Raw genomic sequence first — 23029 nt, 5'->3', positions numbered from 1 at the left:
TGGTTTTTATCACATTAGCCTCTATCCAACACGGATAGAGGCTTTGGTTTACTTATTTATTTTCAAAAGAGAGTCCTGGGGAACACAGTATAATTATCGACATCAAAGAGTTTGGCTCTCTTCATCGATTTAATTTTGCCTTGAGCATTTAGCCGTTATTGAAAAATCGCCCCATCGGCATCTCCCTCGTAAAAGTGATGCCCCAATACTTATATTTCACTTCGATCCGGGTGATGGGCTCATCGTTATAAAGACGGATGCCGTAATTAAGCGGAATGCGCGAACCTTGATCGAGCGCAGCTCTCTTCTCGTCCGGCACGAGCTCGGGCTTTAACGGCACCTCCCGAATATCGACGAATTCGATATCGGGATCTTCATCAAGGCCTTCTCCACCGACCAGATGAAGGGAATAACTGACGCCCAGCTCGGCTTTGGCAGGCTTCCGTCCATCGTTCACCCGCACGTCCAGCAGCTCCACATCGGCGAATCCTTCATTGATCACCTCGAAGATCATGGTGTTTTCATCCGTAAAGGATGTAAATCCACCCACCTTGATTGGCGTGGGCCGTAGGAACAGCAGGTATAGAATGAAGGCCGAGAGGAGTAACCCCAGGCCCAAATAGCCGAGCCGGCGGAGAGGTTTGGATTTTGGTTTCATGGTAGAGCAATCTTCCTTCTCTATATTAAATGGACAGCTTCACAACCGATTTGCCTGCCTCAATATCAGCTTTCATCGCTAAGAGATAATTCCGGGTGCGCTCGTTCATCTCATTCCAGTTTACGAATTTGGAGAAGTAGACAAAGGAGTAGATATTGCGGAAGTCGATGAAAAATGGAATTCGCTCGATCCAATCCTCACTCAGCGTATTCTCTTGGAGGTAGCCGGATAAGAACGAGTCGAAGAATCTGGCGACAAATTCGGCTTTTCCGCTTTCAGGTACAGTCTGAACCGCATGATAGATGGCAATAGCGATATCGTAGGCAAACCAATGACAGGAGACATCCCCGAAGTCGAAAAAGATAATCTCCCCGTTATGTACGTGAAAATTGTTATGGTGGAGGTCATTGTGAACGAAGCCGTAGCCTTCCTGGTCTCGCGGGAGGGCCTCAAGTTCCTTAAGATACTGCTTCCACTGTGCATGGACTTTTTCACCTGCAGCCTCCGGGAACCCATTGGTAAATATTACATGATCATTCCACTGGGGAAAGGCCATTTGGTGAACAAGCGAAGCTGCGGTGGAGTCCTTTTTCCCGAGTTTATGCATACGGCCCATCCCGCGCCCCCACTGCTTGATCATGGGGAAATCCGATGCCAAATCCGTTAATGGGCTGCCTGGAGCCTTTGTAAAAGCAATGACATAATATCGCTTCGACTCATGAGTTATCTCTTCAATAAGAAGATCCTGAGCGGATCGAACCGACTCCACTATGTTCAGCCCATGCTCGGCAAGATAGGCCATCCACGTGAGCTCGCGAATGATCGAGGCTTTGCGGTATTTGGATGCGTCCAAGAATTTAATAATGAAGGGGCGTCCGTCTTCACCGTTGTATTCAAATACATTCTGATCGAATCCCCCAAGTAACTTCAGTGAATAAGAACCTTGTCCGAATCGCTCGGCACCTTGATCCAAAACAGCCTGTTCCATGGAAAGTCCCCTTTATCGTATTCTCGATATGCCCGTCTGACTGACATACCGGATAAGTTACAGGTATTCACTACCAACTACAAGTCTACCGAAGATGGTGATCGGTTGCAATAAGGGGTGGACACATGAAAAAAGGGCGCTCCCTAATGAGCGCCCCTTTTAATCTATGATCTGCCTTCAAACGTCTGCGCCAGTATACGGAAGTCCAGCTCCGCCGTGCTGGACAGCACGACATCCGCGTGCGGGAAATGCGCGGCATTGCCGATTGCCACGGCGAACATACCGGCGCCCTTGATGGCATCAACGCCGGATGCGGCATCCTCCACCCCGATGCAGTCAGCAGGCTCTACGCCAAGCTGCGCGGCAGCGGTGAGGAAGATCTCCGGGTCCGGCTTGTTGTTCTTCAGCTTGGTCACGTCGACGATGACGTCGAACTGGTCCATGACGCCAAGCCGGGTCAATACGGCAATGGCGTTCTTGCTGGCGGACGCGATGCCGGTCTTCAGGCCGCTAGATCGGATGTCTGCCACAAACTCCGTAATGCCGGGCAGCAGGTCGGCTGGCGTAATCGTTTCGATCAGCTCGACATACAGCTTATTTTTGCGGTCGGCCAGCTGTACCAGCTCTTCATCCGAATAGCTTACAGGCTTCTCCGCTTGGCTTAACAGCAGCTTTAAGGAGTCCATGCGGGATACCCCTTTGAGATTCTCGTTGAACTCTCGCGTGAAGGGAATGCCCAGCTCGGTTGCCGTGGCTTTCCATGCCTGATAATGATACTCCGCCGTATCGGTAATGACGCCGTCCAAGTCAAAGATGACAGCTTTCAACTTACGTGTTTCGTTCATGTTTTTACAGCTCCTTTTTGAGAAATCAGAAAGTATAAAATCGATGCATGGGACCTCTCTGATAACGCAAGAAAAATGACGGCTTACCGCAGTCTGTCTTCATGGAATATATATCGATAGATCGTTTTCTTCGTAAACCGGGAGTGATGCCATACGTATAGGTAGGGCATCACCCCACGGCCTAAACCTAATTACTTGCTCTGAAGCGCATGTTTCACAGATTTCCCTTCTTCAAGCGTTACGGCTTTGTCGTACAGCTTGATCTCGATGGAATCCCCTTCAACAATCTCCAGGGTCACGCCGTCCTTCTCGATGGATACGCCGATGAGGCGGCCGCGGAAGTTCAGGCGGAAGGCATACTTCTCCCAGTCCTGCGGAATGGCCGGGGAGAGGGAAAGTCCGCTTTCCTTCAGGCGCATGCCGGCAAAGCCGTAGACGATGGACATCCAGGTACCGCCCATGTTAGCCATGTGCAGGCCGTCCTTCGTGTTGCCGTGCGTATTGTCCAGATCCAGGCGTGCCGTCTCGATGAAATACTCATACGCCTTGTCCATGCTGCCGATCTTCGAAGCCATGATGCTGAAGATGCAGGAGGACAGGGACGAATCATGCGTCGTGATGCCTTCATAGTACTCATACGAACGCTGGATCGTTTCCAAGCTTTGCTCGTCTTCCAGCAGGAAGTGAGCAAGCACTGTATCCGCCTGTTTACACACTTGGTAACGGTAAATGGTCAGCGGATGGTAGTTCAGCAGCAGCGGATATTTGTCCTCCGGCGTGTTGTCGAAGTCCCATACCGCCTTGCGGAGGAACGTATCATCCTGCGGGTTAATGCCGAGTGCCTCGTCGTACGGCAGCAGCATAGCGTCCGCCGCTTTGGCCCATGCCATGATCTCGTCTTCCGTGATGCCAAGCCGGTCACAGAGGGACTTGAAGCCCTGAGCATCATAGGATTTCAGGATAGAGCAGCTTTTGGCAGCCCATTTCAGGTTATGCTTCGCCATGACATTGGTGTAATAGTTGTTATTCACGCAGCAGGTATATTCATCCGGCCCCGTAACCTCATCGATATGGAAGGCGCCGTTATAATAGTGGCCGATGTCGGCCCACAAGCGGGCGGTTTCGATCAACACCTCGGCCCCATAGGACATGAGGAAATCCCGATCCTGTTCGGCGAGATAATACTGAATATAGCTGTAGGCAATGTCTGCGCTGATATGATATTGCGCCGTTCCCGATGGGAAGAAGGAGGAACATTCCGTTCCAGAGATCGTGCGCCACGGGAACAGGGCGCCTTGCCGGTGACCCATTTCCCTAGCTCTGTCTCTCGCTTGCTCCAGCGTGGAATAGCGATACAGCAGCAGCTGGCGCGCAATGTCCGGCTGCGTCATCAGGAATACCGGGAACATGTAAATTTCCGTGTCCCAGAAATAGTGACCTTCATAGCCTTCGCCGCTCAGTCCTTTTGCAGATATGTTGCTGTGCTTGTCCCGACCGGCGGATTGCAGCAGCTGGAACAGGTTGAAGCGGATGCCTTCCTGCAGCTGGTCATCGTTCTGAATCAGCACATCGGCCGACTTCCAGTAGTTATTCAGATACTCGGTCTGCTCAGCCAGCAAGTCCTCAAACGAGGTATCCTTCAACTCCTCCTGCAGCTGGATTCCACGTTCGATCATGTCCTGCCCGTGACGAAGACTGTCGGTATACAGATTGTATTTCGTAAAGTGGATCGGTCCGGTCAATGGAATAGTAGCTGTGAATGTAACCTCTCCGGTTCCGGCTTCGAGCTGAACGTCGGCGTCGGCATCCAACTGGTGACGGGTCACACAAGCTGCGCGCAGCTTGGAGGCCATCGTCTCATCAACAACATAGGCGTCGCTGCCCTTCACACCGGCATCGATGACGGTCATCCGTTCCGCATGCCCTGCGCCGACCCGGGGATCATTGGCATTGGTGTAGTTCTTCACTTTGCCGTTCACGGTGGAGACGATGCGAACCTGACCGTTGAAATTAACCGGTTCGATCCGTACATGGATGGCAAACAATTCCCGGTGCGTGAAGGACACCAGACGGCGGAAGGCCAGCTTGATCTCTTTGCCTTCAGGCGATTTCCACTGTACGATTCGCTCCGAATACCCCTTGTCCATATGCAAGTGGCGCTCATGTGAAGTGATCGTGCCGTGATCAAGGCGGAAAGGTTCTTTTTCTTCACCTAAATAGATCAGGACCGTTTGGGCATCAATATTGTTAACGAGTTTTTGCTGTGTATCGGGAAAGGCGAAGAGCTTCTCGCCGTAAGGGATGTCAATCACGTCGTGGAAAGCGTTCAGATAGGTGCCGCGAATGGTGGACAAACTCTCTCCGTAGCCTTCTTCGAAGTTGCCACGCACACCCAAGTAACCGTTTCCGAGTGCAAAAATACTTTCCATATTCAGCAACGCTTGCTGTGACAAATCAGGATTTGATATATTCCAGGTCATGGTCTACACTTCCTTCCTAGCATGGTTATGCTTGAATTCTAGAGCTAATCGGGGTTATGTTATACTAAAATATCAAGGTTTTTATCAATATTTTTAGGTGGTGTGGAAATAATGAAAGAGCCTTCACGCTCGGGAAACCGTCCGTTTTATCTGTCTTCCCGTATGCATTATTTGCGCGAGAATTTTATCCATCCCCCATTTGATTATGAGCACGAGCTGCTGGAAGCGATCCGCTTCGGCGATGAGAATAGAGCCATGGATATGCTTCGTAAGATTAACGAGCTGGAAGCGGCTGTGCTGGCGACGTATCCGCTTCGGTCGAAGAAGAATGCCTTGATTGCTTCCTGTACCTTATTTACCCGCGCAATCATCCGGGGCGGCGTGGATCCTGAGATTGCTTTTCACTTAAGCGATACGCTGATCCTTGAGATCGAGAAAATGACCGATGTGGAGCGGCTGGTTCATTTTGAGTATGAAATGCTGGTGCAGTTTGTTTCGATGATTCGCTCCGAGAAAGAGGATGTGTCCTTCTCTCACATTGTGAACCTGGCGATCTATTACATTAGGGAGCATATTTTTGAGGAACTGACCTTGCAGAGAGTTGCGGAATATTTGAAAGTCCACCCAAGCTATCTATCCGATCGCTTTAAACGGGAGACGGGCGTATCCATTACAACCTTTATTAATCGGCGGAAGATTGAGGAGTCCAAACATTTGCTGGCTAATACGAACCAGTCAATATCCGAAATCGCGTTTACGTTCAAGTTTTGCAGCCAGAGTTATTATACGCAATTGTTCAAGAATTTTACGGGGATGACGCCGAGAAAATTCCGGATAAGCGGGACGGCGCGATAAAGGATGATCCCAACGAGAAGAGAGAGACACGGCTCATGAAGAAACTAAAGCAGAAGATACTTCACTTAAGTCTGGAGAAGAAACTGATCGCGGCGTTCTCCGCCTTTATCATCGTTCCCCTCCTGCTGATCGGCGGCATCGTATCCTGGGTATACGTGGAGAATAACCGGAGTACGATGATTGATGCCGCCGTGGAGAACAACAAACAAATTATTAAAAATATCGACACCTCCCTGCAGCCGCTGCTGCGACTGTCGATGTTTCCGATTCAGGACTCCACGGTGTATGCCATTATGCGCAAGGATTACGGCAAGGTGACGTATCCATTGCTTGAACGGGGGCAGGATTTCGATAAAGTGAACGGCTTGATCCAGAGCGGGATCATGCTGTACTCGGATTTGATTGACTCCGTTGTCATCTATCACGAGAACAGTCAGTCGATTATTGGCCGAAGCAACAGGGAATATATGAACTTCGCTTATTTCAAGGAGCAGTTTACCCGTGAGCCTTTTATCCAGAAGATCAGAGGAGCCCATGGTCGCCTTGTCCCTGTAGGGATTCGTCAGGAGCGGCTGCTGTCAGCCAAGGGAATTCCGGTCGTGTCGGTTGGCCGGGCCATCATGGATCCGTACACGAAGGAGGATCTTGGGTTTATCCTCTTTAACATTTCGGTGGATAAACTCAAGACGCTGTGGAGCGATACGGCATTTTCCGAGAATACGAATTTCTATCTGATCGATGAAGCCGATCATATCGTGCATAGCGTCCACCCCGAGGAAATCGGGCTGTCGGCCTCCGAAGTATTGGGGAATGATTTTCAATATAACGCAGACGGCGAAGTGAACACGAAGATCAATCGGGATACCTACATGATTTCTTCTTCCTCTTCTTTGGCTAATTGGAAGGCGGTTACGGTCATTCCGAAGAAGGATTTGTTCTCGATTGTCTATCTTATGGTTGCCATCTTAATTGCCGCATTGATTCTGCTGCTCGTGCTGTCCATCCTGATCTCGGCACGCATTGCGACCACGATCATGAAACCGCTGGCGGTGCTGAACAGCAAAATGAAGCTTGTCTCCCAAGGTCAGCTTGACGTAAGCTTTGATACGAGACAGCACGGCGAAATCGGTGTGATCAGCCATACCGTAGACCAGATGCTGCAGGAAATTCGCGATTTAATCGAGCGGATCTATGTGGAGGAAGAGGAGAAGCGGAATCTGGAGATGAATGCGCTGCAGTCGCAGATTCGTCCGCATTTTATATATAACACGCTGAACGTCATCAAGTGGATGGCCAAGATCCAGGGAGCAACCGGCATTGAAGAAGCGCTTCAGGCTTTCTCTTCAGTCATCAAGTTTACGGTGAAGAAGGAAGGCGACTACGTGACCATTGCTGAGGAAGTCCAATTCATGGAGAACTATACGAAAATTCTTGATTTCCGTTATTTTAATAAATTTGATGTCTCGTATGAGGTCGATCCAGCCGTAATGAATCATAGGACCCTGAAGTTTCTGCTTCAGCCCCTTGTGGAGAACGCGGTGTTCCATGGCTTTGAAGGTATCGATTACAAGGGCAGCCTTGTGATATCGATTTATGAGGAACGAGACGCGCTCATCATGGAAGTAAGTGATAATGGACGCGGTTTTCCGGAGGGTGGACAAGCGAAGGTGGAGCAGGGCGGTCCGCAAGATACCTTTAACTCGATTGGACTTAACAATATACGGAACCGGATATCCCTTCATTTTGGGCCGGAATACGGCCTGTGGATCAAGAGGGGAGAGCATGGCGGAACTGTGGCATGGCTTCGGGTTCCGATCATCACAGAAGAAACAGGGTGATAAGCAAGTGCGAATACTTATAGTAGATGACGAGCCTCTCGTTCGGATTGGAATCAAATCGGCGATTGATTGGGAGGCCCAGGGTGTGGCTATTGTGGGTGAGGCTGGCGACGGCGAAGAGGCCCTGCGCATGATAATGGAAATCGCACCTGACGTGGTGCTGCTGGATATCAAAATGCCGAAGATGGACGGGATCGAAGTACTCCGGGCGATTAAGGAGCGGCAGCTTCCTGTGCAGACCATTGTGCTGAGCAGCTTCGATGATATTACATATGTGAAGGAAGCTTTGAAGCTGGGGGCGTTCGATTATTTTCACAAACCCGATATGAATGAACGTGAGCTGACCGCGATGCTGAAGAGCGTACGGGAACAGTTTGGAAGCCGTGGGACTCCGGCTCAGGCGGAGTCGGGTGCAGCGGGCAACCGGAAGGAGAAGATGCTATATGACGCTCTCCATGGTTATGTTCATGACCTGCACGAAACGGAACTTAAAGAGGGTAACATATACGTCGTTCTTTTTAAAATCAAGAATTATCATACGGTCATCCAAAGGTATACCAAAGAAACCGAATCCATCCTGCCGAATACGGTTCAGAACGTGGTCAGCGAGATTCTGTCCACGGAGAAGGAAGTTGAATATCTTCAACTGGATGAGCAGTGCAGCGTCGTATTCATCAGCAACAGCGAGCTGAAAAGCCTGCTGGCTTCGTTGACGCGTGTCAATAAAATGGTGCAGATGATCAGCTCCGCGCTCAAGCGCTTTGTGAACATCGACATCGTGCTGGGTATCAGCGACTGGTTTGCCGATTTTGGTGGCATTCAGAAGGGCTACGAGCAAGCAGGAACCGCGTTAGCGCATCAATTTTATAACCCGGATACGTCGATATTCTATTATCAGCATCTGAAGCAGAAGAGTGAGGGTGTCTATAAACAGGCGGATGCCTATTTAAGCCAGATGAAATCTGCACTAAGGGAAGAAGCGAGCGATCGGTTTATGGAGCTGCTGTCCCAGTGGGAGACGTTTCTGGAGCAAGAAGAATGCATGGAAGAGAAGGATGTCCGCAAGGTTTACGAAGGTCTGCTGTTTATGATCGGGGAGAGCACGGGGACGTCCGGCGGGACCGTTCAAAAGGATGTAACGGCTTTTGAAGAGATCCATCATTTCCAGCAGCTGTCGGCAGCGTACCGGGCCAGATTCGAGGAGCGGTTTAAGAACCGCAACCATCTGGAGATGAAGGGATACAGCCAGCTCACGCGCAATATTATGGAGTATACAGAAGAGCACTACCCGGAGAGCCTCTCGTTAAAATTGTTCGGCGACCTATTTCATGTCAGCCCGAATTATGTCAGTCGTCTGTTTAAACAAGAGGTCGGTCAAGGCCTGTTCGATTATATTAATGAGCTCCGGATCGAAAAGGCGAAGATACTCCTTAAGGACTACCGCTACAAAATTTATGACGTTGCCGAGATGGTAGGGTTTAATAATCAGGCCCATTTTGCGATTGTATTTCAAAAATACACAGGCTTTTCTCCTAAACAGTATAGGAAAGAAGAAGTGTGATATTTGAAAAGAAAGTGTGATTTTTCATAAAAACGCTCTTGCCGTGCAACCTATTTATAAAAAAATAGTCAATTTTAAAAAATTAATCATCATTTGATTAATTTTTTTTATTGCTTCCGCTCTTTATCATTAAGGAGCAAGGTAAAACGAAAAGAAACGTGGGGGGGAGCATCATGGGTAAATTGAACAAGAAGTTTTCGGCCATGCTGGTGTTGTGCCTGGCTCTTGTTGTTGGTTTAACCGCTTGCGGCGGCAATAAAAGCGTTGACAATAAAGATAATGGAGCCGCAGATACGGAAAAAGTAACAGTGAATTTCGGATTCTGGGGTACGGCACAGGATTTGGAGATTTATCAAAAAGCGGCGGACACCATCTCCGAGCAGTATCCGGAGCTTGAACTGAAAATCAAACAATATCCAAGCAGTGAGCAATTCTGGAACACGCTTCCGGGTGAAATTGCGGCCGGCGTCGCGCCGGACTTCATTAAAATGTCCAACGAAGGTGCTTACGAGTACATCAACAAAGGATTGTTCTCGCCAATCGATGACCTGGTTCAGGCAACGGGCGTTGACATGAACCGTTTCCCGGATACATCTAAGAACATCTGGAATGTGGACGGTAAGCAATACGGTGTGCCGAACAGTGATATGCCGGCGATGTTCTTCATCAATGAGCAAATGTGGAAAGATGCTGGTCTCGGCGAGTACCCAACCACTTGGGATGAAGTGATCAAAGCGGCGAAAGTGCTGAACAAAGGCGATGTGAAGGGCATTATCGTCAATCTGGATGCCTTCCATATTACGAACTACGTGAAGAGCTTCGGCGGCGGCTGGGGCAATGGTGAGACCATCAACTCGCCAGAGAACGTCAAAGCGCTGGAAATGATCATCGATATGTATGACCAAGGACTGGCTGTAACTCCTAAATCACTCGGCTTTGGCTGGGACGGCGAAGTATTCAGCAACGAGCAGGGCGCTATGAGTACAGGCGGTTACTGGTACAAAGGTTACCTGAAGGATGCAAATCCGGACCTGAAAATGGTAGCTATTCCGGTACCAAAAGGAACAACCAACGGAAGCACCATGAGCTCTGACGCTTACATGGTATTGAAAGACGCGAAGAACAAAGAAGCTGCGCTCAAAGCTGCTTATTACATGACCAATGACGATACGCAAACCGCATTCATGGAGCTTGGCTTTAATCCGGCGGTAGCCTCATTGTCCGAGCAGTATTTCGAGAAAAACCCTGAATTCAAGGCGCTGCAGCCTGCGCTGGAGTACAGCACAGACTATGGTTATCCGACAGATACCAAGCGTTTCACGGATGAACTCGTGAAAGAATTGGAAGGCTTGATTCTAGGTGGCTCCGGTAAAACGGCTCAGCAAATTCTCGACGATATTCAAAGCCAGTTCAAATAAGAAAAAGGCAACACCCGCTCCCGCTCCTTGTTCTAAGGGAGCGGGAGCGTTTGTTAAATGATCCATTCAATTTAAGCCATGGAAGCGGGGGATAAATTATGTCCGATTACAGCAGCAAGCACGCTGATATGAAAGGGAACAAGATCAGGCAATCCTGGTTCCGTTCGCTGGCAGACTCCGACAAGACGCTGGGCTGGTTGTTTACGCTGCCCTTTTTGATTTTATGGGCGTGGTGGTTTCTCTATCCATTTATCCAGTCTTTCGTAAGGAGTTTTCAGGATGCGAATTTCGCTGCCTTGGACCAGGCGAAATTCATCGGCCTCGAAAACTATGTCACCATTCTTCAAGATAAGGAATTCTTCCAGGCGCTGCTTCACTCCCTGGAAATCGTTGTCATCTCGATTCCGATTCAGACCCTGCTGGGTCTGCTCCTGGCGATCCTGGTCAACCAGAAGCTGAAGGGCAAGGGAATATTCCGGACGGTATTCTTCATTCCGTACATTACCTCGCAAATCGCGATCACCACGGTGTTCATGATGCTCTTCAAGAAGGGTACCTTCCTGACGGAATTTTTCGGAGCGTTGGGCTTCGGGAATGTGACATGGTTTGCGGATACTAACTATGCGCTCTTATTCGTATGTATTCTGTTTATCTTTCAACAAGCCGGCTTCACCATGATTGTGTATTTGTCGGGTCTACAGGAAATTCCGAAGGATCTGTATGAAGCGAGCGAGATTGACGGAGCGTCCAAGTGGAACAAATTCCGCTACATTACGGTGCCGTTCCTGAAGCCGATCACGTTCTTCATCGTGTCGGTATCCACGATTGCCGGTTTCCAGATCTACGATCAGATTGCAGCGATTTCCCGGTATGGCGCACTCGGTTCGCCAGCGGGCGCTACCAGTACGGTGGTTACGTATTTCTACCAGCACGGGATCCGTTACATGAACATTGGATACGGAAGCGCGGCGGTGGTGCTGTTCTTCATGATCATCATGCTGATTACGTATCTGCAAAAAAAATTCTTGGATGAGAAGGAGTGAGGGTAATGTTGACCCGTACGAATAACGGTCGGCTGTTTCTGTATATCGGCACGATCATCCTTGGGCTCTTATTTGCCCTTCCTTTTCTCTATACCCTCTATACGTCTATCATCCCGATGCGCCATGTCAATACGCTGACTTCGCCGGCCAACTGGACGTTCGAGAACTTTAAAATCTTCTTCACGAACGATGCCTACAACGTGCCGAGATGGTTTCTGAACACCATTATCATGACTGGCGTTGTTGTCATCGGGAACCTGATCATTAACCCGATGGCCGGCTTTGCCCTGGCCAAGCTGAATTTCAAGGGAAAAGGTCTGATTTATTGGATCGTCGTTGCCACCATGATGGTGCCATACCATATGATCCTGATCCCGGTATATGTGAATGTGGCACAGCTCGGTTGGCTGAACACATTCTGGGGGTTAACGGTACCGTTCCTATATCAAGGCCTGTACATCTTCATGCTCCGCCAGTTCTTCATCTCGGTTCCGAATGAGTTTCTGGAAGCTGCGCGGATGGATGGCCTGACGAAGATGGGCGCTTTCTGGCGAATCGTCTACCCGCTGGCCCGTTCATCGCTGATTACGATGTCGATTCTTGCTTTTGCCGGAACCTGGAACAGTTACCTTGTTCCGAGTACGCTTGCGAATACACCGGAAATGTATGTGCTGGTTGTGGGTCTGAACAGCGTGAAGGATATGTTCTTTGAGAATACGCCGATGATTATGGCGGGGGTTGTGCTGTCCACGCTGCCGATCATCCTGTTCTTCTTCCTGTTCCAGCGCCAATATATCGAGGGGATTTCGAACGCCGGCGTGAAAGGTTGATATAAAGCCTTGGGAGGGATTAGATATGGATAACGTGGAACAGCGTGCAAAGGATCTTCTCGCGCAGATGACCTTGACCGAGAAGATTGGCCAGACGGTGCAGTATGGCCGGTGCGAGGAGCAGGAGCTGAAGCTGGTTGCCGAAGGCAAGATCGGGTCCTTGCTGAATGTGCATGGTCCGAAAAAGATCAATGAGCTTCAGCGTCTGGCCGTAGAGGGGACGCGGCTCGGGATTCCCCTTCTCATTGGGGATGACGTCATTCACGGCTTCCGTACCATCTTTCCGATTCCGCTCGGCGAAGCCGCCAGCTGGGATCTGGAAGGGATGGAGAAGAACGCTCGCATTGCAGCGGTAGAGGCGGCCGCGGAAGGCATCCGCTGGACCTTTGCCCCGATGGTCGATATCACGCGTGATCCCCGTTGGGGCCGCATCGCGGAGAGCACGGGGGAGGACGTCTATCTGTCCTCCCTGGCCGCTGCCGCGAAGGTCAGAGGATTTCAAAGTCCGAATGAGGACGGCTACCCGACGGTGGCGGCATGCGTGAAGCATTTTGCCGGTTATGGCTGGATCGAAGGCGGCCGGGACTATGACACGACGGACATGTCGGAGCGGACGCTCCGGGAAACCGTGCTTCCCCCGTTCTATCACGGGATTCAGGCCGGGGTTCTGTCCGTGATGAGTGCCTTCAGCGAACTGAACGGCGTTCCGGCTTCCGGCAGCCGGTATCTGCTGCGGGATATATTAAAGCAGGAATGGGGCTTTGACGGCATGGTGGTCAGCGATTGGGAGTCGATTGAAGAGCTGATCCACCATGGCTATGCGGAAGACCGGAAGGATTCCGCGTTGAAGGGATTGAACGCCGGCGTCGACATGGACATGCACGCCGGAGTCTATCTCGATCATCTGGAAACGCTGGTCCAGGAAAACCCTGAGCTGCTTAAGCTATTGGACGATGCGGTTCTCCGCATATTACAGGTAAAAATTAGCCTTGGATTGTTCGAGAATCCGTATGTGAGCGAAGACGCTGAAGGCGCCGGAGATCCGCTGAAAGGGCAAGTCATTCCAGCGGATCATCTGGCTCAGGCCAGGGACAGCGCCCGGAGATCGATCGTGCTGCTGCAGAATAACGGCGGGATTTTGCCGTTGGATACCAGTAAGCACAAGAGACTGGCGTTAATTGGGCCGCTGGCGGATGACCGCCACAATTCGATGGGCTGCTGGGCTTGGAAAGGCCGCGATGAGGACGTCGTCACGGTATGGGATGCTTTTCAATCGGAAATCGCACCTAAAGCCGAGGTATTCTATGAGCAGGGCAGCGGCATTCTGGAGGAACTGGATGGGGGAGTAGAACGGGCTGTGGAGCTCGCCAGACAGTGTGATGCCGCCGTGGTCGTTGTGGGTGAATCCGAAGCGATGACGGGCGAGCATTACAACGTAACGTCCATCACGCTTCCATCCTGCCAGGAGCGCCTGATTCAGGTGCTGAAACGTCAGACCGACACGCCGATCGTCGTCGTCCTGATGAACGGACGTCCGCTTGCCACTCCATGGCTGCATGAACATGCGGATGCTGTGGTTGAAGCGTGGCATTTGGGAACCACCACAGGTCATGCGCTTGTGGACGTGCTCACCGGCGCTTACAATCCGAGTGGTCGCCTGCCGGTTACCGTTCCGCGTGCGACGGGCCAAATTCCGATGTATTACAACCGGAAGAATACCGGACGTCCTCATTTGTACGAAGATTATATCGATTGCGATGATTCTCCGCTGTATCCGTTCGGGTATGGCCTCAGTTATACAACGTTCGAATATACGGATTTGCAGCTGGATCGGCATCAAATCGGCCGGGACGAGACCGTACATGTATCCGTGAGCATAACGAATACCGGATCCAGAGCCGGCGAGGAAACCGCGCAGCTGTATATCCGCGACTTGGTGGCAAGCTCTACCCGGCCGGTCAAAGAGTTGAAGGGATTCCGCAAGGTACAGCTGCAGCCGGGCGAGAACCGGACGGTGCATTTTACGCTGGGGCGTGAAGAACTGGGGCTCTTGGATGAGAGGCTTGCGTTTACGGTCGAGCCCGGGAAGTTCCATGTCTGGGTCGGCCCGCATTCGGAAGAAGGATTGCAGGCTGAGCTTGTGGTTGTTGAATAAACCGGAAACAAAGGGGGATTTATGCATGGACTACCGCGTAATTAAAGAAGGAGACGTATTTTTTCTGACCGGGCTTAATGGAGATATCGTCCTCGGGGATGATCAAGGCCATGGGTTATATACGAAGGATACGCGTTTCCTGAGCCGCATGGAGTTGTTCATCGACGGCGAGAAGCCTTCGCTCTTGTCCTCTACGGGCGACAAAAGTTATGTGGCATCCTTCCGCCTAATGAAGGATACAAAGGATGTAGGGGCGATTGAAGTGCTTCGGGAGCGTTTTATCTATAATGGCATCCTGTACGAGCGCTGCACCTTGTCCAATTATTTTGTGACGGATTCGAATATCGAGTTCACGATTTCCTTTGATGCCGATTTTCAGGATATGTTCCTGGTGCGTAAATATCGTACCGGGGAAGTTGGCAAGATGGAGGGTATACGGACAGGCGATCAAGATATGACGCTGGCCTATGTCGGCGCCGACAACCTGAAAAGGCAGACACGCATTACTTGGGATGCGGATGGCGGCCAAGCGGATGAATCCGGGAATGTTTCGTTCTCTTTGTCCCTGAAAGCCAAAGAGCAGAAGGTTATTACGTTCTTTGTTTCGCCGATGACGGAGCAGCATTCCGCAGCGGAGCCGTTGACCTACGAAGAGGGGTTGAAGAAGCTCGAAGCCTCCTATGAAGCTTGGTACGCGAACAGCTCGCAGGTCCAGTCGGACTCCGCGCTGTTCAGCGGCTTGTACCAGAGAGGACTGCAGGATCTGCGCATGCTGACGACCGATGTAGGCTTCGGCGATACAACGGTCGCGGGGCTGCCGTGGTTCGCGGTTCCATTCGGCAGAGACAGCTTGATCACGGCCCTGTTCATGCTTCCGGTGAATCCGCTCCATGCCAAGGGGACCCTGAGAACGCTCGCAGCTTATCAAGGTGAGAAAACCGATCCTTGGCGGGATGAGCAGCCGGGCAAAATCATGCATGAGATTCGCTATGGTGAGCTGGTCACGACGAACCAATCCCCGTTCTCGCCGTACTACGGCACCATCGACTCCACGCCGCTGTTTCTGGCGCTGATCGGCGAATATTACCGCTGGACGGGCGATCTTTCCTTGGCGGAGGAGCTTAAGCCAAACATGCTGCGGGCATTGGATTACATCGATGCCGCGCTTGAAGCGGGCTCCGGCTTCATGGCCTACAAACAGGAAGCGGAGAAAGGCTTTCCGAACCAGGGCTGGAAGGATTCCGCCAACTCGATCATTCATGAGAACGGGGAGTACGCGGAATCTCCGATCGCGCTGTCGGAGGTTCAGGGTTACGTGTATCAAGCGAAGAAATCGCTGGCACCCGTCTTCGCAGAGCTGGGCGAGCCGGATCTGGCCCGTAAGCTGGAGACGGAAGCCGAGGAGCTTCGCGCCCGTTTCGAAGCGGCCTTCTGGATGGAGGATCAGCAGTGTTATGCCATCGCTTTGGATAAGGACCTGCGTCAGGTCCGAAGCGTCACCTCGAACCCGGGGCATCTGCTCATGAGCGGACTGCCGGAAGAGAGCCGGGCGAAAGCCCAGTCCGAGCGGATGCTCCGAAACGATATGTTTAACGGATACGGTATTCGTACGATGAGCACAGACTCCACCGGATATTATCCGGTGAGCTATCACAATGGCAGCGTATGGCCGCATGACAATGCCATGATCCTGCTGGGTCTCGGCAAGCAAGGATTCAAAGCTGAGGCAGGCAAGGTGATCTCCGGCCTGCTGCAGGCTTCCGCACATTTTGAATACCAGCGTCTGCCGGAGCTGTTCTGCGGACATGATGCGAAGCTGGGCCATCCGGTTCCGTACCCGACAACCTGCTCGCCGCAGGCATGGGCGGCCGGAACCTCGATTGTCTTCCTACAGGCAATGCTCGGATTGTATCCGAATGCGGTGACCAAGGAAATCGCATTGTCCCCGTTCCTTCCGGAAGGGATGAATGAACTGAAGGCCGAACGGATTGCGATCGGAAGCGGCCATCTGTCCGTCAGCGTCGTGCGTGAAGCTGACGGCAGCAAGTTCCGCGTGGAAGTGCTTGAGAATACAACCGGATTTAATCTCGTTGGCTGATCGGTTATAAGATATATAGCGGAACAACCTGCCTCTTAGCATTTAAGAGGCAGGTTGTTTTTTTGTTGAAACATTAGGAACATATGTTCTATAATAATGAAGCGAGTTCGAACAACATATTAGTGTATACATATTGGATTGGAGAGAACATATGAATTCCTATTGTACATATGCATTACATCAGATTGAGGTTGCTATCGTTTCCATTGTTGCGATTATCGACAAGCTCGATGAAGCGGATTTGCTCGTTAAGCCGACAGAGGGTAAATATTCTGTCGGGGAACTGCTTAAGCATATCGCCGTCATCTGCCGAGCCGATTTCCACATATCCGGAGGAGCCACGCAAGAGGAGATGAGCACCTATTATGCAGGTGTATCGTTAAATAACCTGAAGGATTTACAGGCTGAATTATTAAGCAGCTATTCCTATCTGGAGCAGGCGTTTAGAGAGATGACAGAAGAAGAGCTCCATCAGGAGATGACGTCCTACTGGGGTGTCACCTATTCGAGGTATGAATGGCTGCTCGAAATCGTGGCGCATGTGTATCACCACAGAGGACAACTGCATGCGATGCTGGTTCATTGTAACGGGAAGGACCCGAGGGTACCGTTATTCGAGTAGCAATTGCGTGGAGGATTATCAGCCCTGGCCGGACAAGGATTTATTCTTGGTCGGCTTTTTTTCAGCATTTGAAAGCTCCTTCCTTTCCTCGCATAGAAATTCACATAAAAAACATACAATCGCGCATCGTCAATCCTTCTGGGAATCCTTTATAGTAATGACACAGCATGGAATGTGCTTGTCACCCACCGTTAAGCCCCCGCAGATTTACTCACGGCAATATCGTGTTACTTATCTTACAGCAGCGCGTAAACCAACATACCCACTCATTATATTTTCCGGATGATTCGCTACAAACATTGCTAGTACTCAAGATTTTACCTTTGTTAGGGCTAACCAACAAGGTTATTCGCGTTTGCGGCGTGACGTGGAGTACTGCGGCAACGGTTGACCGACACAGGACACACAGGAGTTCAAGGGAGGTGATCGGCACGAACGGAACATAAATGTAAGCGCATACTTTTTTCTTTCAACATGCGGCCAAGAAGGCGAGATTATGTATGCAATGTACAGAAGGAAAGCATTTGATATCGGGAGGTTGGATAATGAAATCCAGAAGGTTGATGAATAGAATCAAGCCTGCTGTAATGAGCTTACTCGCATGGATGCTGATATGGACACAGCTGATCATCGTGCCTGACACGGGCTTTGCGGAACGATCCCATACCGATTCGCACCCAGCCATCCAGATTGGAGATTGGCAGCAAATGGATGGCGATCCGGCGACGGGGGAACCCGTTGGTGATAATACGGACACAGGGCAGCTTGGTTCAGGTCATGAGGAGGTGCCTGGAGATGGCTCAGGTAATGAAGGCACTCCCGGCAGTGGATCCGGAGAAGGTAAAGCTCCTGCATCCGGGGATGCCGTAATCGCGGTGGAGCCTGGCAATCTGGCGGCGGGCAAGAATATGACAGCCAGCTCCTATAACCAGACTTATGTTGCCGGGAATGCCAATGACTCTAACCAGGCCACCTACTGGGAAAGCAATAACAATACCTTTCCGCAGTGGCTTCAGGTGGATCTGGGCAGCTCCTACAATGTCAACAAAGTGATATTGAAGCTGCCCGCGAGTGGGTGGGAGATGAGATCCCAGACCTTGACCGTACAGGGCAGCAGCAACGGCTCGACGTTCACCAACCTGGCTTCATCCGCTGCCTATACATTTAATCCGGCAGACGGCAATAAGGTTACGATCAATCTGACGGCACAATCGGCGCGATATGTGCGGCTGCTCTTCACGGCCAATACGGCATGGCCTGCCGGTCAGATTTCCGAGTTCGAAGTATACGGCCAGGCTCCAACCGGGGATACAGAGGCTCCGGCTGCCCCGAGTAATCTCGCTTATACTGAGCCTGCTTCTGGTCAGATTAAGCTGACTTGGTCGGCATCAGCCGACAATGTCGGTGTATCGGGGTACGATGTTTATGCCGATCATGCGGTGAGGGCAAGTGTAGCCGGCAATGTGCTGACGTATACGGATAATCAGCCTGCTGCTGCCACTGTCAGTTACTATGTGAAGGCCAAAGATGCTGCCGGTAATGTATCTGCCGCTAGCAACACGGTGACCCGCACGGGCAGTGGCAACGGAGGCACCGGAACCAATCTCGCACTGAACAAACCGATCACAGCTTCATCGAACGAGTACATTTATGCTGCTTCCAATGCCAATGATGGCAGCTTGAGCACGTATTGGGAAGGTGGGGCAAACAGCTATCCGCATACGCTGACCATCGACTTAGGCTCAAATTCGGACATCTCTTCGGTCGTACTGAAACTGAATCCGGATAGCCAGTGGGGAACGCGGACACAGACGATTCAGGTGCTGGGTCATGATCAGAACAGTACCACCTTCACGAATCTGGTATCCGCTGCGCAGTATACCTTTAACCCGGCTTTGGGAAATACCGTGACCATTCCGGTTGCTGCGAAGGTTAGCGCCGTACAGCTGAGAATTACCGCAAATACCGGTTCGTCTGGAGGGCAAATTGCCGAATTTCAGGTCATCGGCACGCCTGCTTCCAATCCGGATTTGACGATTACGGGAATGTCTTGGTCACCGGTGAACCCCGTGGAAACCGACAGCATTGTAGTAACGGCAGTAGTGAAGAATATCGGAACTTTGTCTTCCGGGGCGACAACCGTCAATTTCTACCACGGCAATACCAAGCTCGGTACTTCGAATGTGGCAGGATTGGCAGCCGGTGCTTCGGCTAATGTGACATTGAATCTTGGTGCCAAGGAGGCTGGTACGTATCAGCTCACAGCCAAGGTGGATGAGAACAATGCCGTTATTGAGCAGAACGAAGCCAACAACAGCAACATGCATCCGACATCCATGGTCATCAGCCCTGTTCAAAGCTCCGACCTGGTGGCAACGACGAGCTGGTCACCGGGCAATCCAGCTGCCGGAAACAGCGTGAATTTCACCGTTACGGTGAAGAACCAGGGTACGGCCGCATCCGCTGGAGGAGCCCACAACATTAAGGTGACCTTGAGCGATGCGAATACGAACAATATCATTCAGACCTTTACAGGTACAGTGAATGGCGCCATCGCCAGCGGGGCTTCGGCTCAGCCGGTGAACGTCGGCAGTTGGACGTCTGCCAACGGCAAGTATAACGTGAAGACCGAGGTGGCCGTGGATGCCAATGAGCTGCCGGTGAAGCAAGGTAACAACATCTCAACAAGCCCGCTATTTATCGGGCGGGGCGCGAATATGCCGTACGACATGTATGAGGCTGAGGATGCCGTCGTTGGCGGCGGAGCGGCTGTTGTCGGGCCGAACCGCAACATCGGGGATATTGCCGGAGAAGCATCCGGCCGGAAGGCGGTCACACTCAATTCAACAGGCAGCTTCGTAGAGTTCACGACGAAAGCCAGCACGAATAGTCTGGTTACGCGCTTCTCGATTCCGGATGCGCCTGGCGGCGGAGGGATCGATGCCACGCTGAACATCTATGTGAATGGCGTCTTTACGAAGGCAATCAATCTCACTTCCAAATATGCATGGCTGTATGGCGATGAGGCCGATCCAAGAAATAGCCCATCTGAGGGAGCACCTCGTCATATATATGACGAGGCCAATATCATGTTTGACACCACCATCCCGAAGGGAAGCAAAATCCGCCTGCAGAAGGATGCAGCCAACACAAGCCAGTACGCCATTGATTTTATCAACCTGGAACAGGTGTCGTTAATTCCGAATCCGGACCCGGCTAAATATGTCGTTCCGGCAGGTTTTACGCATCAGGACGTGCAGAACGCCTTGGATAAATTCCGCATGGATACGACGGGGAATTTGGTCGGCGTTTATCTCCCGGCTGGAACCTATCAGACTTCGAATAAGCTCCAGGTTTACGGCAAGCCCGTGAAGATCGTCGGTGCGGGTCCATGGTTTACGCGTTTTACCGCCCCATCGTCACAGAACAATACCGATATCGGATTTTCCATCAATTCAACGGCGAACGGCTCAACCTTCGCGAACTTTGCATACTTTGGCAATTACACCTCGCGGATCGACGGACCGGGTAAAGTGTTCGATTTCTCGAATGTCGCGAACATTACGATCGATAACATCTGGGTGGAGCACCAAGTGTGCATGTATTGGGGAGCCAACACGGATTACATGAAAATTACCAACTCCCGGATCCGCAACGTGTTTGCTGACGGGATCAACATGACCAATGGCAGCACGAACAATCTCGTAAGCAACATTGAGGCACGGGCAACGGGTGATGACAGCTTTGCTCTGTTCTCCGCGATTGATGCGGGAGGGGCAGACGAGAAGGATAACGTCTACGAGAATCTGACTTCGCTGCTGACCTGGCGTGCGGCGGGCCTTGCGGTATATGGAGGATACGGCAATACGTTCCGTAATATCTACATTGCGGATACGCTCTGTTATTCCGGCGTCACGATCAGCTCGCTGGATTTCGGATACCCGATGAACGGCTTCGGAGCATCGCCGCCGACCCAATTCGAGAATATCTCGATTGTCCGTGCTGGCGGCCATTTCTGGGGCCAGCAGACCTTCCCGGCGATGTGGCTGTTCTCAGCCTCGAAGGTGTTCCAAGGCATTCGGGTAACGGACGTGGACATTATCGATCCGACTTACCACGGCATTATGTTCCAGACCAATTATGTTGGCGGGCAGCCGCAGAATCCGGTCAAGGATACGATCTTTACGAACATTACGATCACAGGGGCCAAAAAGAGCGGCGACGCATTTGACGCGAAATCAGGCGTAGGTATCTGGGCTAACGAAATGCCGGAACCGAACCAAGGTCCGGCCGTTGGCAGCGTGACCTTTAATAACCTGAAGATCACCGATACCGTAACGCCGATCAAGAATAACACATCGACGTTTACGATTAATGTGAATCCTTAATACTCAAGCTGTGAAGCAAGATCAGCGCGGCTTGCAGAACGAGCAGCTAAGCTACGTGCAGAGCAGACCCGATGGTGCATTTGAAGCATGGAACCGTAAGCCGTCCGAACTTTTCGGGCGGCCTGTTCCATGTTCGATCTTAGCTTACGCTGCAGGAGGCCTTTTTCTAGATGCACCGTAACTGCGGACGGGTGAAACATTATCACACCTTTTTACTCTCGTAAATCTCCAACAAGAGCATGCTCTATTGGGGTGTAGCGGTGTCATAGTATCGTCGTTCGCGCCATGATATTTGTTACATTGAGTTGATATTCTTTTAAATTCGACAAAATAATACAAATTTCGCTATAGACTATGGCTAAATCATTCCTCTATGATAGATATTAAATAGTTTGGCGAGCTATTCTGAAAGCGCTATCCCAACCTCTTCGCTGAACCGAATGATCCTAAGTCTAGGGGGAATCCAACAAACCAGGGATATAGCAGAATCTGTTGTTAACTGAATAGTAAGCGTATACATGATATATCGAAGCCTTGATGAGTGCCGTTAACACAAATTTTACATATCGTTAATACTGTCATGATCTTATCGCTTTATCATAAGAGTGTTCGGTAGAAGGGGGACACGCACTTATGGCAGATCAAAGGACACGGCGTCTTCCCGTAATCGCTTCGATTACCAAGCTGGAACAGATCGATGCAGCTGTGAACAGCACGGTGGAGCGTGTGAACCTGATGACAGGCGATATCATAAAACTCAGGGATATCGTTAATCGACTTCACTCCTCAGGCAAAAAAGTGTTTGTTCATCTGGAGATGGTAAGCGGCATCGGCCGGGATAATTCGGCTGTGCAGTATTTGGCGGATTCGTACAAGATCGACGGGATTATTACGACGAAGACGAATACGGTATTGGCTTCGCGCCAAGCGGGCATTAGCTCGATACAGCGAGTGTTTGCCATTGATACGACAGCTTTAAGAACCGCAGTGAAAATGATCGGACAAGCCCGTCCGGATGAGGTGGAATTAATGCCGGGACTCATACCCCGCGTGATCCGCGACCTGAAGAAGGAAATTCACTGTCCGCTTATTGTGGGAGGTTTTTTACGAAGCGAGGAAGAAATCGATGAGGCGCTGGCAAATGGTGCAGACCTCGTATCTACAGGAGATACGCGTTTTTGGACGTAAGATTCCCTGTACGGTTGATGGATTAACTATAATTACATATTTGCTAGGGGTGGAGACGATGA

The 23029-nt window shown here is 51.0% G+C and carries 15 protein-coding genes; 11 read left to right on the top strand and 4 right to left on the bottom strand.

Features of this window, described 5'->3' with window-relative positions:
• Positions 1–148: 148 nt before the first annotated feature.
• The 4 genes from AB4124_RS07175 to AB4124_RS07160 all read right to left on the bottom strand — a co-directional run bounded on the left by AB4124_RS07175 (position 149) and on the right by AB4124_RS07160 (position 4971).
• Positions 149–658, bottom strand: coding sequence for a hypothetical protein (locus AB4124_RS07175; RefSeq protein ID WP_430137791.1), 510 nt, complete (start codon positions 656–658; stop codon positions 149–151).
• 25 nt (positions 659–683) lie between these two features.
• Complete coding sequence (locus tag AB4124_RS07170; protein WP_441972020.1) at positions 684–1646, bottom strand: phosphotransferase enzyme family protein; 963 nt, start codon at positions 1644–1646, stop codon at positions 684–686.
• A gap of 164 nt (positions 1647–1810) precedes the next feature.
• A complete protein-coding gene (gene pgmB / locus AB4124_RS07165) occupies positions 1811–2491 on the bottom strand; it encodes a beta-phosphoglucomutase (RefSeq protein WP_430202560.1) in 681 nt (226 codons plus the stop codon).
• A 191-nt stretch (positions 2492–2682) separates the two neighbouring features.
• Positions 2683–4971, bottom strand: coding sequence for a glycoside hydrolase family 65 protein (locus AB4124_RS07160; protein ID WP_441972018.1), 2289 nt, complete (start codon positions 4969–4971; stop codon positions 2683–2685).
• 111 nt (positions 4972–5082) lie between these two features.
• Between AB4124_RS07160 and AB4124_RS07155 the strand changes: the two genes are divergently transcribed.
• The 11 genes from AB4124_RS07155 (at position 5083) to AB4124_RS07105 (ending at position 22967) form a co-directional block, all read left to right on the top strand.
• Entirely contained in the window at positions 5083–5826 is a 744-nt protein-coding gene (locus AB4124_RS07155) for a helix-turn-helix domain-containing protein (RefSeq protein ID WP_076322399.1), read from the top strand.
• 35 nt (positions 5827–5861) lie between these two features.
• Positions 5862–7664 carry a sensor histidine kinase gene (locus tag AB4124_RS07150; protein ID WP_441972015.1) on the top strand — a complete coding sequence of 601 codons (1803 nt, stop codon included), beginning with the start codon at positions 5862–5864 and terminating at the stop codon, positions 7662–7664.
• Positions 7665–7671: 7 nt separating this feature from the next.
• On the top strand, positions 7672–9225 hold the full coding sequence (locus AB4124_RS07145) for a response regulator transcription factor (protein ID WP_441972487.1): 1554 nt from the start codon (positions 7672–7674) through the stop codon (positions 9223–9225).
• Positions 9226–9398: 173 nt separating this feature from the next.
• The gene (locus AB4124_RS07140) at positions 9399–10643 is read left to right on the top strand and encodes an ABC transporter substrate-binding protein (protein WP_441972013.1); all 1245 of its coding nucleotides are present in this window, start codon (positions 9399–9401) and stop codon (positions 10641–10643) included.
• A gap of 98 nt (positions 10644–10741) precedes the next feature.
• Positions 10742–11686 (top strand): carbohydrate ABC transporter permease, encoded by a 945-nt coding sequence (locus AB4124_RS07135; protein WP_076322396.1) that lies wholly within the window; start codon positions 10742–10744, stop codon positions 11684–11686.
• Between the two features lie 5 nt (positions 11687–11691).
• Positions 11692–12516: a carbohydrate ABC transporter permease gene (locus tag AB4124_RS07130; protein WP_441972011.1), complete on the top strand. Its 825-nt coding sequence runs from the start codon at positions 11692–11694 to the stop codon at positions 12514–12516.
• A 25-nt stretch (positions 12517–12541) separates the two neighbouring features.
• On the top strand, positions 12542–14671 hold the full coding sequence (bglX, locus tag AB4124_RS07125; RefSeq protein ID WP_441972009.1) for a beta-glucosidase BglX: 2130 nt from the start codon (positions 12542–12544) through the stop codon (positions 14669–14671).
• A gap of 25 nt (positions 14672–14696) precedes the next feature.
• Positions 14697–16769 (top strand): amylo-alpha-1,6-glucosidase, encoded by a 2073-nt coding sequence (locus tag AB4124_RS07120; RefSeq protein WP_441972007.1) that lies wholly within the window; start codon positions 14697–14699, stop codon positions 16767–16769.
• A gap of 151 nt (positions 16770–16920) precedes the next feature.
• Complete coding sequence (locus tag AB4124_RS07115) at positions 16921–17391, top strand: DinB family protein (protein WP_430110487.1); 471 nt, start codon at positions 16921–16923, stop codon at positions 17389–17391.
• A 545-nt stretch (positions 17392–17936) separates the two neighbouring features.
• Positions 17937–21779, top strand: coding sequence for a discoidin domain-containing protein (locus AB4124_RS07110; protein ID WP_441972004.1), 3843 nt, complete (start codon positions 17937–17939; stop codon positions 21777–21779).
• 633 nt (positions 21780–22412) lie between these two features.
• Positions 22413–22967 carry a glycerol-3-phosphate responsive antiterminator gene (locus tag AB4124_RS07105; protein WP_076322389.1) on the top strand — a complete coding sequence of 185 codons (555 nt, stop codon included), beginning with the start codon at positions 22413–22415 and terminating at the stop codon, positions 22965–22967.
• Positions 22968–23029 lie beyond the last annotated feature (62 nt).

Origin of the sequence: Paenibacillus sp. 2KB_20 (genome assembly GCF_052115765.1) — a bacterium.
Taxonomy (GTDB): domain Bacteria; phylum Bacillota; class Bacilli; order Paenibacillales; family Paenibacillaceae; genus Paenibacillus_AQ.
This window is presented reverse-complemented; position numbering and strand designations above follow the sequence as displayed.

Coding starts and splice junctions, on each gene's coding strand:
- AB4124_RS07175 (WP_430137791.1), bottom strand. CDS start 658: ATGAAACCAAAATCCAAACCTCTCCGCCGGCTCGGCTATTTGGGCCTG.
- AB4124_RS07170 (WP_441972020.1), bottom strand. CDS start 1,646: ATGGAACAGGCTGTTTTGGATCAAGGTGCCGAGCGATTCGGACAAGGT.
- pgmB (WP_430202560.1), bottom strand. CDS start 2,491: ATGAACGAAACACGTAAGTTGAAAGCTGTCATCTTTGACTTGGACGGC.
- AB4124_RS07160 (WP_441972018.1), bottom strand. CDS start 4,971: ATGACCTGGAATATATCAAATCCTGATTTGTCACAGCAAGCGTTGCTG.
- AB4124_RS07155 (WP_076322399.1), top strand. CDS start 5,083: ATGAAAGAGCCTTCACGCTCGGGAAACCGTCCGTTTTATCTGTCTTCC.
- AB4124_RS07150 (WP_441972015.1), top strand. CDS start 5,862: ATGAAGAAACTAAAGCAGAAGATACTTCACTTAAGTCTGGAGAAGAAA.
- AB4124_RS07140 (WP_441972013.1), top strand. CDS start 9,399: ATGGGTAAATTGAACAAGAAGTTTTCGGCCATGCTGGTGTTGTGCCTG.
- AB4124_RS07135 (WP_076322396.1), top strand. CDS start 10,742: ATGTCCGATTACAGCAGCAAGCACGCTGATATGAAAGGGAACAAGATC.
- AB4124_RS07130 (WP_441972011.1), top strand. CDS start 11,692: ATGTTGACCCGTACGAATAACGGTCGGCTGTTTCTGTATATCGGCACG.
- bglX (WP_441972009.1), top strand. CDS start 12,542: ATGGATAACGTGGAACAGCGTGCAAAGGATCTTCTCGCGCAGATGACC.
- AB4124_RS07120 (WP_441972007.1), top strand. CDS start 14,697: ATGGACTACCGCGTAATTAAAGAAGGAGACGTATTTTTTCTGACCGGG.
- AB4124_RS07115 (WP_430110487.1), top strand. CDS start 16,921: ATGAATTCCTATTGTACATATGCATTACATCAGATTGAGGTTGCTATC.
- AB4124_RS07110 (WP_441972004.1), top strand. CDS start 17,937: ATGAAATCCAGAAGGTTGATGAATAGAATCAAGCCTGCTGTAATGAGC.
- AB4124_RS07105 (WP_076322389.1), top strand. CDS start 22,413: ATGGCAGATCAAAGGACACGGCGTCTTCCCGTAATCGCTTCGATTACC.